The organism is Yersinia sp. 2466 StPb PI (genome assembly GCF_041538325.1).
Lineage (GTDB): Bacteria > Pseudomonadota > Gammaproteobacteria > Enterobacterales > Enterobacteriaceae > Yersinia > Yersinia enterocolitica_E.
In genome coordinates this window covers 999155-1012796 of record NZ_JAULSL010000001.1, presented here as the reverse complement: position 1 = coordinate 1012796, position 13642 = coordinate 999155, and the positions used below count along the sequence as shown (strand labels likewise).

The window sequence follows — 13642 nt, the reverse complement described above, 5'->3', positions numbered from 1 at the left end:
CGCTGAAATGAGCACACCTCACAAACAATTAACTCGCTCTGATCTGTTTAAAATGTTCTTACGCAGTAACTTACAACAAGCCTCTTTTAACTATGAACGTATCCACGGCTTAGGTTTTTGCTATGACATGGTGCCCGCAATCAAGCGTTTGTACCCACTGAAAGAAGATCAGGTTGCTGCCTTAAAACGTCATTTAGTGTTCTTCAACACCACTCCCGCCGTCTGTGGCCCGGTTATCGGGGTGACGGCGGCGATGGAAGAAGCACGAGCCAATGGGGCCGACATTGATGAAGGGGCAATTAATAGTCTGAAAGTCGGGCTAATGGGGCCATTGGCCGGAGTCGGTGACCCATTGATCTGGGGAACCTTACGCCCAATCACCGCAGCCTTGGGGGCCTCGCTGGCGCTAAATGGCAATGTACTAGGCCCGATACTGTTCTTCTTATCCTTCAACTCTGTTCGTCTGGCATTGAAATGGTTCGGCCTGCAATACGGCTTTACCAAGGGGGTCAATATCGTCAAAGACCTTGGCGGCAATCTGCTACAAAAGCTGACGGAAGGCGCGTCCATTCTGGGCCTGTTTATCATGGGGGTTTTGGTCACCAAATGGACCAGCATCAATGTGCCACTGGTGATTTCGAAAACACCGGCACAGGACGGCAGCACGGTAACCATGACGGTGCAAAACATCCTGGATCAGCTCTGTCCCGGCCTGTTGGCACTGGCACTAACCCTGTTAATGATGCGATTACTCAAACGTAAAATTAACCCTATCTGGCTTATCTTCTCCTTGTTTGGCCTTGGTATTTTAGGCTCATGGCTTGGCATTCTTTCCTGATTTATGCCGGGGAGATTTTTTATTCGATCTGCTGTTTTTTTATATTTAAAAATGATTGAGGTGGTTCCAAATGAAGACCAAAGCATTGCGTTTATATGGTAAGAATGACCTACGACTGGAAAGCTTCACCTTACCGGAAATAAATGATGATGAAATTCTGGCCACGGTAGTGACCGACAGTATTTGTCTTTCTTCGTGGAAAGAGGCCAATCTGGGGGCTGAGCATAAAAAGGTGCCGGATAATGTGGCAGAAAATCCGATTATTATCGGCCATGAATTTTGCGGCGATATTTTACAAGTGGGTAAAAAATGGCAGCATAAATTTAAACCCGGCAGCCGTTATGTGATTCAAGCCAACTTGCAATTACCCGACCGCCCTGACTGCCCAGGCTATTCATTCCCTTATGTCGGCGGCGAAGCCACCCATGTGGTTATCCCTAATGAGGTGATGGAACAAGACTGTCTGCTGCCTTATGAAGGTGAAAGCTATTTCGAAGGATCCTTGGTAGAACCGCTTTCTTGTGTTATCGGCGCATTTAACGCCAATTACCATCTTATTCCCGGCACATACCAGCATAAGATGGGCATAAAACCTGGTGGGAATGTGCTAATTCTCGGCGGTACTGGTCCGATGGGATTATTGGCCATTGATTACGCGCTGCACGGGCCAGTCAATCCACAATTACTGGTGATAACTGACCGTCACCAGCAAAAACTAGATTATGCCGCCCGCCTGTATCCGAGCGAATCATCAACAGCAGTACATTATCTCAATACCAAACAAACAGAGGATCAGTTTGAACGTTTAATGGCTTTGACTGGCGGAAAAGGCTACGACGATATATTTGTCTTCGTACCTTCCGCAGAATTAGTCACCTTGGCTTCAAGCTTATTGGCACCGGACGGCTGCTTTAATTTCTTTGCCGGCCCGCAGGATAAGAATTTTATGGCGTCGGTTAATTTCTACGATATCCATTATTCATTTACCCATTATGTCGGTACCTCTGGCGGTAATACCGATGATATGCGCGAAGCAGTAAAATTAATTGAAGCGAAGAAGGTGAATGCCGGCAAAGTGGTCTCCCATATTCTGGGTTTAAATGACGCGGCAGAGACCACCTTAAATCTACCGCAGATTATTGGTGGTAAGAAATTGGTCTATACCGGTAAAAATATCCCGCTGACGTCATTGAGTGAGTTGATGAGCCAATCACAAGAGCTGCCGTTATTACAGCAACTCCAGGCTATTTTGCGTAAAACCGACGGTTTGTGGTCGAAAGAAGCGGAAGATTTTGTTTTGGCGCACGCCCAAGAGATTTAACCTTTTGACTGAGGGCGGCAAATAGCCACTGTCGCCCTCAACTCACTCCGGCAGATGCTTCGCCGTTGATTCATCGGTGGTTGCATCATTCTCCACCGCGCTCAACAACACATCCAATAAACCGGGGAAACGGGCATCAATATCATCGCGTCGCAGTGATAGCAAACTCTCGCGCCCGCAAGGCCGCTGCCAGATAACACCGCTTTCCCGCAATACGCGCCAATGATGGGTCAGGGTGGATTTAGACAACCCTTGCACTAAGGTGCCACATGCATGCTCCCCACCAGCCGCCAACCTACGTACTACCGCTAACCGCAGCGGATTACCTAAAGCCGTCAGCACATTTTCCAGCCGGATCTGCTCACGCTCAGGGTGATTTGCAATCATAGTATTCCTATAGATAAGTGACAGGCCAGCACGCCTGATTTGGCTACCGCTACACAGCTTAGCGCGCCGCAATATAGCCTATACGCCATGTCGACCCTACAATTAATTCTCATGCCATGCTGAAAGCTACCTCAGCCGTTGTACGCCGCCATTATTGCATATTTTAAGAACAAATAATCAAATTGTACGTGTATATTCGTACAATTGGACTATACTGCTCTCGACTGATTGATCAACCAAGATCATAACTTAACAACTTCCCGGCAGAGCAGCAAACCGCCCGCCCCGAAATTGCCATTATCTTTTAAGGACTTAATATGGCACGTAAAACTCCTATCGAGCGCTATCGCAACATCGGTATCTCCGCCCACATCGACGCCGGTAAAACAACCACCACTGAGCGTATTCTGTTCTACACCGGCGTCAGTCATAAGCTGGGTGAAGTACATGATGGTGGCGCGACAACTGACTGGATGGCTCAGGAGCAGGAACGTGGCATTACCATTACATCGGCTGCCGTGACCTGCTTCTGGAAAGGTATGGACCGTACCTTACCGGAACACCGTATTAATATTATCGACACCCCCGGGCACGTGGATTTCACCATTGAGGTGGAACGCTCCATGCGGGTACTCGACGGTGCAGTCATGGTGTATGACGCGGTCGGTGGCGTACAGCCACAATCAGAAACGGTCTGGCGTCAGGCCAACAAATACCGCGTGCCACGATTGGCTTTCGTCAATAAGATGGACCGCCCAGGTGCTGATTTCTTCCGCGTTAGGCAGATGATGATTGACCGCCTGAAGGCCAATCCAGTGCCGATTGTGATTCCGATCGGCAGTGAAGAGCACTTTATCGGTGTGGTAGATCTTCGTTTGATGCGGGCCATTATCTGGGATGAAGCCTCTCAGGGTATGACATTCAGTTACGCCCCGATCCCGGAAAACTTGCTGGCAACCGCCAATGAGTGGCGCGAAAAGATGGTCGCTGAAGCGGCTGAAGCCTCTGAGGCGCTAATGACCGAGTATCTGGAGACCGGTGACCTGACGCTGGAAGAGGTCACCCAAGGTTTGCGTATCCGTACCATTGCGGGCGAAATACAGCCCATGATGTGCGGCAGTGCCTTTAAAAACAAGGGTGTGCAGCGGATGCTGGATGCGGTGGTTGAACTAATGCCGTCACCGGTCGATATCCCACCGGTCAGTGGCACTGATGAAGAGGGCAATGAAGTCAGTCGCCGCGCCGATGATAATGAAAAATTCTCGGCACTTGCATTTAAACTGATGACTGACCCCTACGTCGGCCAGTTAACATTCGTGCGGGTTTACTCCGGTGTGTTGCGAAAAGGTGATAGCGTTTATAACCCGATTCGCGGCAAGAAAGAGCGTATTGGCCGTATTGTTCAGATGCATGCCAACAACCGCATTGAAGTCGATGAAATCTGCGCCGGTGATATTGCGGCCTGTGTCGGTTTGAAAGATGTCACCACCGGCGAGACGTTATGTGACCCGGATGCCGTGATTACCTTGGTACGGATGGAGTTCCCCGAACCAGTGATTTCGCAAGCGATTGAACCGAAGACCAAAGTCGATCAGGAGAAAATGGGGATCGCATTGCAACGGTTGGCATCAGAAGATCCGTCGTTCCGTATCCGTACTGACGAGGAATCAGGCCAGACTATTATTTCCGGTATGGGCGAGCTACATCTGGAGATAATTGTCGATCGGATGAAACGTGAGTTCGGTGTGGAAGCCAATATCGGTAAACCACAGGTGACCTACCGTGAAACTGTGCGTAAAACCGTGACTGACGTCGAAGGCAAATTTGTGCGGCAGTCTGGCGGTAAGGGGCAATATGGCCATGTGGTCTTTACCCTCGAACCGCAGGAAGCGGGCAGCGGCTTTGCGTTTGTTGATGCAACTAAAGGCGGTGTGGTCCCGCGTGAATATATCGGTGCGGTAGAGAAAGGTGTACTCGAAGCCACCAATACCGGTGTATTGGCCGGTTATCCGGTAGTGGATGTGAAAGTAACACTGACTTTCGGTTCCTATCACGAAGTGGATTCATCGGAACTGGCGTTTAAAATGGCCGCCATCTTTGGTTTTAAAGAAGCGGTCAAACAGGCGTCACCAGTGATTCTGGAACCGGTGATGAGTGTGGAAGTAGAAACACCGGAAGAGTACGCCGGTAACGTGATGGGTGACCTTTCTTCTCGCCGTGGCTTGGTACAAGGCATGGAAGAGATGATTGGCGGCGGGAAGATTATCCGCGCAGAAGTGCCGTTATCCGAAATGTTCGGTTACTCCACCGTGCTGCGTTCCATGTCGCAAGGCCGTGCCACCTATACCATGGAGTTCAAGCACTATGCTGAAGCACCACGTAATGTCGCCGATACGATTATTGCCGCCCGGGGCAGTAAGGGCTAAACGTTAAACCGCAGTAACATACTCAGCCGCCAGTGGAAAATTTTACGCTGGCGGCTTTTAATTGGCTAGATAGCGACCCGCCGGCTAATCTCTACCACCTGATCGCTGGGTAAATGATAGTAATCAGTCACATGAGTGCAATTTCTGACCATAAAAGCAAAGCTGCTTCGTTGCCATGCCGGTAATCCCCTGCCATCTTCACGGCCCACAATGGTTTCATGGCCTAAATAATAGGTCACATCATCCAGCTCAAACTGACAATCCATATCGGCAATACGTTGTAATAATGCCGGTATATGCGGCCGCTCCATAAAACCGTATTGTGCCGTTCCGCGCCAATAATCTGGCGCTTGCTCGGTCATCACCAGCCGCTCTGCCGCCTCCGCCCGTGGAACATTCAAAATAGTGATCGTCAGTGATAACACCTTCTGTTGTAGGGCGCGATTACGGGCCACATGCCAGCGCATGACTGGGGGAATCTCATTCTGAGTGCGGGTCAAAAACACCGCAGAACCCGATACTCGAGGGATATTTTTATCGCGGATTTTACTAAAGAATTCATCGCTTCCCACCACTTTCTCGCTGATAGCGAGTGAGGTTGCTTTAACCCCTCGGTGCCATACCAACATCACTGTACAGACCACGGTCGCCAGCAGCAGCGGGATATAACCGCCGTCCAACACTTTGATGAGATTAGCGATTAAAAAGCTGGTATCGATAATCAGAAATCCCCCCGCCACTAACATACTGGTTGGTAAATTCCAACGCCATATCTTGCGCATAGCGACAAATAACAAACCAGACGTCATCAACATCGTTAACGACACTGCAATACCGTAAGCTGCGGCCAGGTTTTCAGAGGATTTAAAGAATACAGCCAGAAATATAGTCACTATCATTAATAGCCAATTGATCGTGCCAATATAAATTTGCCCGTAGCTCTCAGCGGCTGTCTGCTTAATCCGCAAACGAGGTAGCCACCCTAATTGAATCGCTTGGCGAGTCATGGAAAACGCGCCGGTAATAATCGCCTGACTGGCAATAATGGTCGCGAGTGTCGCCAGAATCACCAACGGAAGTTGCATTATCGGCGGGCACAAGCGGAAGAAGATATTATGTGAAATATCAGCACCGGCTAAAATCAGCGCCGACTGACCGGCATAATTAAGTAACAGGCTGGGAAAAACCAAACCGAACCACGCCATCCAGATAGGTTTTTTACCAAAATGCCCCATGTCCGCATATAAGGCTTCCGCCCCCGTGACACACAGGAAAATACCGCCTAATACCAGAAAGCTGGCAAAGCCATGGGAAAACAAGAACTTGATGCCATAGTATGGATTAATAGCCAGCAACACTGCTGGGTGTTGAACTATCCCCCATATTCCCAGCCCCGCAATAGCGAAAAACCACAGTGCCATAATGGGGCCAAAAACTTTGCCTATTTTTGCGGTACCAAAAGGCTGAAGAGCAAATAACGCAACCAAAATAATAACTGTCCCAGGTAAAATATAGGGTTGAGCGTCTGGGAGAACAATTTTCAGACCTTCAAGGGCTGAGAGTACAGATATCGCTGGCGTAATGGCACCATCACCGTAAATTAATGCCGCTCCGAGTAAAGCAGAAAAAATAACCCACTTGTTCCCCTTCCCCTTACGTACCAACAGCGACATTAAGGCCATAATGCCCCCTTCACCATTGTTATCAATACGCATGGCGAAAACGGCATACTTTACCGAGGTAACCAGAATCAGTGTCCAGATAATCAGTGATAACAAACCCATTATCACTGCAGGTGTCGGGTTATTTCCTGACAGCAACAGGACGGTTTTCAGTGTATAGAGAGGGCTGGTACCGATATCGCCGAAAACCACGCCAAGCGCGCCGCCCGCGAGCATAATTCTACCGGGCGATTTTTGAGCAGCGACACCACCGGCAGCTAACGCCATTCTTTCCATTGCGACATCCCTTTACCTTTTCATCCGCCATGGCGCGATGATTTAGTTAAATTCCCCTATCAATAATATAGATATAAAGATGTCGCACCACACATTACCGCAACGCAATAACCGACCAAACAGATCCCTGAGAGCTATCATGATCAAATTGCTTTTATGATGTAAGAAGGCGGCAACGATGTTGACCTATCTCCCATCGCTGGCGACGCCCAGCCGATAACATAATCCCCCATATAAAAACGGGGTAATCATTTACCCCGTTTTTATATTGTTATCATCTCATGAAATCAAATCTTTGCTGTTGCGAGATACTTTTTCATCTCTTCGGCAGGTACCATCCCACCGCCGGTAGCCCAAACCAGATGGGTCGCATTCTGCATTTTCTCAGCACTAAAGTGGTTATTACTTAAATAGTCAGAACACTGATTTACCCGCGCCGCACCCGGCATTCCAGCCAGTGCCGAAGGCTCCAACTGAATACCTTCATCGCGATTTAGCAAGCCGAGCAGATCGTACATCTCAGCATCACTTAAGGTATAGAAACCGTCCAGTAAATGTTCCATAGCGCGGCCAACAAATCCTGATGCCCGCCCTACCGCCAAACCATCTGCGGCGGTGATGTTGTCGATACCAATATCCTGCACGGAGATACCATCATGCCGGCCAGTATAGACACCTAATAGCATGCACGGCGAATGACTCGGTTCGGCAAAAATGCAGTGCACATGGTCACCAAACGCTAGCTTCAGGCCGAAAGCAACCCCGCCAGGGCCACCACCAACCCCACAAGGCAGATAAACGAACAGCGGATGGTTTTCATCAACCACAATCTGCTGCTCGGCAAACTGTTTTTTCAGCCGGCTGCCTGCCACCGAGTAGCCCAAAAAGAGTGTTGGCGAGTTCTCATCGTCGATAAAGAAGCAATTCGGATCAGATTCTGCCTCTTTGCGCCCTTGTGCCACCGCCACGCCGTAGTCCTGTGCATACTCAACTACATTTACACCGTGTTCCCGCAGTTTGCGTTTTTTCCATTCACGCGCATCGGCAGACATATGCACACTGACACTGAACCCCAGCTTGGCACTCATGATGCCAATCGACATCCCCAGATTACCGGTAGACCCCACCGCAATACTGTACTGGCTGAAAAATTGGCGGAAATCATCTGAGAACAGTTTGCTGTAATCATCGGTTTCGGCCAATAACCCAGCCTGTAGCGCCAACTTTTCAGCATGGGTTAACACTTCATAAATGCCGCCACGCGCTTTAATCGAACCAGAAATCGGCAGGTGGCTATCTTTTTTTAATAGCAGTCGACCGCTAATTTCAACGCCGTATCGCTGTTGCAACGTCTCTTTCATGGTGGGAATCGCCACGATATCAGATTCAATAATACCGTGAGTTTTTTGTGTTTCAGGGAATGCCTGACACAGATAGGGCGCAAAGCGTTGCAGCCGTGCCTCGGCATCCGCCACATCCCACGGCGTTAATCCAACATATGGCAATCCCTCTGCCAATATGGTCGATAACGGGTTAAACCAAGTGACCTCCTCTAAATTGATAAGCTTTTTGACCAAAGGAAAGTCGGTAATTAATTTATCAATTTCAGTGTGTTTCATAGTATGTCTCTTTTCGGTCATATAATGTAAGAAAGTAGGAAGGTCGTACCTAATGCGATCACCGAGGCGATGAACGTCGCGGTGGTGTAATATTTAAAGGTCTCATTAAGGGTGGCACCGCAGTATTGCTTTACCAACCAGAATAGCGAGTCAGTGACGATGGTGAAACCAATGGCACCGGAGCCAATCGCTAAGGTGATAATTTCTGGGCTGACATTGGGATACATTGGTAATATCGGTGCCACTATCGCCGTCGCCCCCATCATTGCTACCGTAGCCGAGCCAACCGCCGCATGCAGAATCAAGGCCACCAACCAGGCCAGTAGAATCGGGTGCATATCCAGATTGGATAAAATCACTGCCAGCGTATCTGCCAAACCACTGGCTTTTAATATGCCGTTAAAAGCCCCACCGGCACCGATAATCAACAGGATATTAGCAATCGAGGAGAAACCATCTTCGGTTTTAGCCAGCAGCGCACTCATACCCATATTTTGGCGAATGCCCAGCATGTAGTAGGCCGCAAATGCGGCAATAAACATGGCGGTAATGGGGTTACCGATAAACGATAATACTGAATATAACGGAGTGCCTTTTTCCATATTCAGTTCTGCGGCGGTTTTCGCCAACATCAGAATAATGGGCAGTAATACGGTAAATAGAGTTGCCCCCAGAGAGGGTAATTCATCTTCATTGCGCACTTTAATTTCAGAGAACGCTTGCGGTACCGCTTTAAAGGGCAGTCGATTACCCACTAGCCGTAAGAATAACGGCCCACCAATTAATGATGCTGACAGCCCAACCACCAGCCCGTAGACAATCACAGTGCCAATGTCAGCCCCTAAGGCATTGGTGACATACATGGCTGCCGGATGCGGTGGTACCACACAGTGAACGGCCATTAGCGCCGTACACAACGGGATTGCCAGTTTTAATAGCGAAGTATTGGTCTTTCTTGCGATGGAAAAAGCCAGTGGAATCAATAACACCACACCCACTTCAACAAATAGCGTAATGCCACAGATCAACCCAACTAACACCATCGTGACATCAGGTGATAGCCAGCGGCAACGTTGTAAGGTGATACCGATACGCTCTGCCGCACCCGATATCTCCATCATTTTGCCTAAAATGGTGCCCAGCCCGATCACTGCGGCTAAAAAGCCCAGCGTCCCGCCAATCCCACTTTCAATGGAATTAACCATCTCAATGGGATTCATGCCCATTAATAGCCCGACATAAAAACTGGCTAATAATAGCGCCAGAAAAGGATGTATTTTCAGTTTTACAATGGTGAAGATGATAATAATGATACTTGATAATAACGTACCCACTACCCATATTTGTGAGTCCATAGCCAACCTCATCTAATAATAAGTTCTATCACTATTGAATAAGAATTAGCCGGGGCTGACAAATGATGAAAATCCAGCTTAAGATGAGCTAGATTGACCCAAATAGGTAATATCAGTCAAAGTTTTATGATTTATTCAGGTTTGCATCACATTAGATAACCCTAAATATCTGCTCCAGCAATAAATACGATATGCTATTGAGTCAAAAATGATTATCTGAGCCGCCGCCATGTACCCGGAAAAAAGCTATATCACCCGTAATAAGCTGCTTAATGGTTATCAGCTATCCAAACTCTATACCTTTGAAATTGCCGCGCGGCACAGCTCATTTGCGCTGGCGGCTGATGAGTTATCCATCAGCCCCAGTGCCGTTAGCCACCGGATCAATAGTTTGGAAGAGGAGTTGGGGTTCAAACTGTTCCAGCGTTTTCATCGTAAAGTGGAACTCACCAGCGAGGGGGAACGCGTCTTTTGGGTACTTAAATCGTCGCTGGAGTACCTGAATCAGGAAATTTTGGAGATAAAAAATCAGGAGTTGTCCGGTACATTAACCGTCTATTCCCGGCCATCCATCGCCCAATGTTGGCTGGTACCAAAATTGGCGGACTTTGCCCATCGCTATCCGGCCATTAGCCTGAATATTCTGACCGGCAATGAGAATGTTAACTTTCAGGGCGGCGGCATTGATTTAGCGATTTATTTCGATGATAAAACGCCGGAGAAACTGTCATATCAGCACCTGATGGATGAATCGATGGTCCCCGTGTGCAGCCCGGAATATGCGGAAAAACATCAGTTACACGGCAATCTGATCAATCTGCGGCAGTGCACCTTACTGCACGATCGGCAAGCCTGGAGCTATGATTCCGATCGCAGTGAGTGGAATAGCTGGAGTCAGCAAATCGGTTTTGATCTTGATCCCACCCAGCGCAGCATGGGGTTTGATCGCTCCGATTTGGCGATTATCGCAGCCATAAATCATGTTGGGGTGGCGATGGGCCGTAAAAAGCTGGTCAATAAACGGTTGGAAAACCAAGAGTTGATTATGCCGTTCCCCGACATGGAAGTCAGATGTGAACAACGCTATTACATTTCAACATTATCCGACCGGCAATGGCCGAAGATTAACGCCTTTATTCAGTGGCTTAAGAAGATGGCTGATGAGTCCTGAGGCGCAGGCGCTCCCTCGCAGAAGCGCCTGACGCGATTACGACATCTCGGCAGCTTTTTGCGCCAAATCACGGCTATAGTGGCGGCTGGCATCTACCAGCATATGGGTATAAGCGGTTTTTTCGCAATCAGTGGTCAAATCCTCAGTGTTCAGTGTTTCCAGAATCCGGCCATGTTGCATCACCGCAACCCGATGGCAAAGATGAGCAATGACCCCCAAATCATGAGTTACCATCAGATAGGTTAGTTTCTCCCGCTGTTGCAACTCAGCCAGCAGATTTAGGATCTCAGCCTGCACCGACACATCCAGAGCCGAGGTCGGTTCATCCAGCAGCAATACCCGCGGCTCAAGAATCAATGCCCGCGCAATGGCGACGCGCTGGCGCTGCCCACCCGAGAGCTGATGGGGATAGCGCTGGCGAAACTGCCGGTTGAGGCCCACTTTATCTAAAATAGTGTCGATCCGTTGGTCGCGATCACCAATGCCATGGATAATCAGTGGCTCAGACAAAATGTATTCGATGGTATGACGCGGGTGCAGCGAACCATAGGGATCCTGAAACACCATCTGAACATGGCGGCAGCGCTCACGCTCAATCCGGTGTGCCAAGGGGATCTGATTCAAGGTTAGCTGACCGCTCCAATGGTTAAACAGCCCCGCCAGGCATTTCAGCACTGTGGTTTTACCCGAACCGGACTCCCCAACCAAGCCAAAAATCTCACCGTTATTCACCGTCAGATTAACATCAAACAACACCTGATTCTGCTGGCTGCCTTCACCAAAAATAAGGTTAAGGTTATTGATTTCAATCATCGCATTTGCAGACATAACAGGCTCCTTAACCATTCATCCAGGCCGGATCACGCACCATAACCGGCAAGCGATCACGGCGGTTACCGATATCCGGTAATGCATTTAGCAAACCACGGGTATAGGGGTGTTGCGCCTGATCAAGGTCACAGGCCGCGATCGACTCCACGACCCGACCGGCATACATCACCAGCACCCGATCGCAGAAACTGCGCACCAGATTGATATCATGACTAATAAAGATCAGCCCCAAGCCACGCTCTTGCACCAAATCATCCAGCATCGCCAATACCTGCAAACGCACCGAGACATCCAGTGCCGAGGTTGGCTCATCGGCGATCACCATTTCCGGCCCGGTTATCAGCATCATCGCTATCATGATGCGCTGCCCCTGCCCGCCGGATACCTCGTGTGGATAGAGGTGATACACCCTTTGTGGCTGACGGATACGCACCACATCAAACATCGCCAATACGCGCTCGCGCGCTTCCTGTCGCGAGACTTTATGGTGCGCCAGATAGGCCTCTGCCACCTGATCACCCACGCACACCACCGGATTGAGCGAGTATTTTGGATCCTGCATAATCATCGACATACGCTTACCACGCACTTCACGCATGTGGGCTTCACTGGCGTTCAGCAAATCTACTTCGGCAAAGCGCAACCTATTGGCGTGGATCTGCGCGCTGGCCGGATGCAGCTTGAGCAGCGCCCTGCCAACCGTTGATTTACCCGAACCGGACTCACCGACAATCGCCAGTTTCTCCTTACCAAGGGAAAACGAAACACCACGCACCGCGTCGGTCACCTGTTTGCCATTGACGAAGCTAACCCGCAGGTCATCCACTTCCAGCAAAGGCACTGATTTATTCTGTTCTGGGGTCAAGAATGTCACGTAGGCCATCTCCTAGGAAGTTGAATGCCAGGCTGTTCAGCAGAATCGCCAGACCAGGAATTGTCACCAGCCACCAACACTCCATCATGTAACGGCGGCCACTGGAGATCATCGCTCCCCACTCAGGGTCCGGTGGCTGAGCCCCCAAACCAAGGAAGCCCAGACCAGCAGCAGTCAGAATGATACCGGCCATATTCATGGTGATACGGATGATTACCGACGGCAGGCACAGCGGCACAATGTGACGCAGCAAGATCCGCAGTGGCGACGCGCCCTGCAATTTCACCGCAGAAACAAAGTCCGCATTACGCAAAGAGAGGGTTTCCGCCCTTGCCAGACGGGCAATCGGCGGCCATGCCGTCAGGGTAATAGCAATAACCACATGCTCCAGACCGGGGCCTAATGCCGCGACAAAAGCCAGCGCCAACACCAGGCTCGGGAATGAGATAAAAATATCGGTAATACGCATCAGGATACTGTCGACTTTACCGCCGAAGTAACCCGCTACCACCCCCAATAACAGGCCGATTGGTCCCACAGTCACTGACACCAGCGCCACGATATACAGCGTGGTACGGGCACCATAAATCAACCGGCTGTACTGATCACGGCCAAACTCATCGGTGCCAAACCAATGTTGGCTACCGGGTGCCTGTAGTGAGTTATTGAGATCTTGCGCCAATGGATCATGGGTCGCCAGCCACGGAGCCAAGAATGCCACCACTAACAGCAAACCGATGATAGCGACACCAATAGCCGTCAGCGGGTTACCCATTAACAAACGGAAGAAATTAACTACCCGCCGTAGCCCGCGCTTCCATCCCTGAGGTTTCATCTCAGGGCGCGCTACGACATTATCGGG

At 49.7% G+C, this 13642-nt stretch carries 11 protein-coding genes; 4 read left to right on the top strand and 7 right to left on the bottom strand.

The features are described from left to right. The first annotated feature begins 7 nt into the window (after positions 1-7). The gene (locus Q2T72_RS04500; protein WP_083160339.1) at positions 8-838 is read left to right on the top strand and encodes a PTS system mannose/fructose/sorbose family transporter subunit IID; all 831 of its coding nucleotides are present in this window, start codon (positions 8-10) and stop codon (positions 836-838) included. Between the two features lie 70 nt (positions 839-908). Then, positions 909-2159: a zinc-binding dehydrogenase gene (locus Q2T72_RS04495; RefSeq protein WP_083160341.1), complete on the top strand. Its 1251-nt coding sequence runs from the start codon at positions 909-911 to the stop codon at positions 2157-2159. A 42-nt stretch (positions 2160-2201) separates the two neighbouring features. Here Q2T72_RS04495 and Q2T72_RS04490 read toward each other — a convergent pair whose 3' ends face one another. Next, positions 2202-2546: a helix-turn-helix transcriptional regulator gene (locus Q2T72_RS04490; RefSeq protein ID WP_005181869.1), complete on the bottom strand. Its 345-nt coding sequence runs from the start codon at positions 2544-2546 to the stop codon at positions 2202-2204. 317 nt (positions 2547-2863) lie between these two features. Here Q2T72_RS04490 and fusA point away from each other — a divergent pair, with 317 nt between their 5' ends. Beyond that, on the top strand, positions 2864-4972 hold the full coding sequence (gene fusA, locus Q2T72_RS04485; RefSeq protein WP_083160343.1) for an elongation factor G: 2109 nt from the start codon (positions 2864-2866) through the stop codon (positions 4970-4972). Between the two features lie 65 nt (positions 4973-5037). Here the strand turns inward: fusA and Q2T72_RS04480 are convergent, their stop codons facing one another. The 3 genes from Q2T72_RS04480 to dsdX form a co-directional block, all read right to left on the bottom strand. Further along, complete coding sequence (locus tag Q2T72_RS04480; RefSeq protein WP_372569855.1) at positions 5038-6921, bottom strand: potassium transporter Kup; 1884 nt, start codon at positions 6919-6921, stop codon at positions 5038-5040. A gap of 296 nt (positions 6922-7217) precedes the next feature. After that, a complete protein-coding gene (locus Q2T72_RS04475; protein ID WP_372568717.1) occupies positions 7218-8549 on the bottom strand; it encodes a D-serine ammonia-lyase in 1332 nt (443 codons plus the stop codon). Between the two features lie 17 nt (positions 8550-8566). Continuing rightward, the gene (gene dsdX, locus Q2T72_RS04470) at positions 8567-9904 is read right to left on the bottom strand and encodes a D-serine transporter DsdX (RefSeq protein WP_372568716.1); all 1338 of its coding nucleotides are present in this window, start codon (positions 9902-9904) and stop codon (positions 8567-8569) included. Between the two features lie 229 nt (positions 9905-10133). On the opposite strand from dsdX, the gene dsdC reads away from it, so the two are divergent. Next, on the top strand, positions 10134-11075 hold the full coding sequence (gene dsdC, locus Q2T72_RS04465; RefSeq protein ID WP_050089255.1) for a DNA-binding transcriptional regulator DsdC: 942 nt from the start codon (positions 10134-10136) through the stop codon (positions 11073-11075). Positions 11076-11111: 36 nt separating this feature from the next. Here dsdC and Q2T72_RS04460 read toward each other — a convergent pair whose 3' ends face one another. The 3 genes from Q2T72_RS04460 to Q2T72_RS04450 are packed head-to-tail and all read right to left on the bottom strand — an operon-like array spanning position 11112 to position 13615. Then, entirely contained in the window at positions 11112-11888 is a 777-nt protein-coding gene (locus Q2T72_RS04460) for an ABC transporter ATP-binding protein (RefSeq protein ID WP_083163844.1), read from the bottom strand. 25 nt (positions 11889-11913) lie between these two features. Next, the gene (locus tag Q2T72_RS04455; protein ID WP_372558084.1) at positions 11914-12789 is read right to left on the bottom strand and encodes an ABC transporter ATP-binding protein; all 876 of its coding nucleotides are present in this window, start codon (positions 12787-12789) and stop codon (positions 11914-11916) included. Then, positions 12752-13615 carry an ABC transporter permease gene (locus Q2T72_RS04450; protein WP_072088690.1) on the bottom strand — a complete coding sequence of 288 codons (864 nt, stop codon included), beginning with the start codon at positions 13613-13615 and terminating at the stop codon, positions 12752-12754. Before Q2T72_RS04450 ends, Q2T72_RS04455 begins: the two co-directional genes overlap by 38 nt. Positions 13616-13642 lie beyond the last annotated feature (27 nt).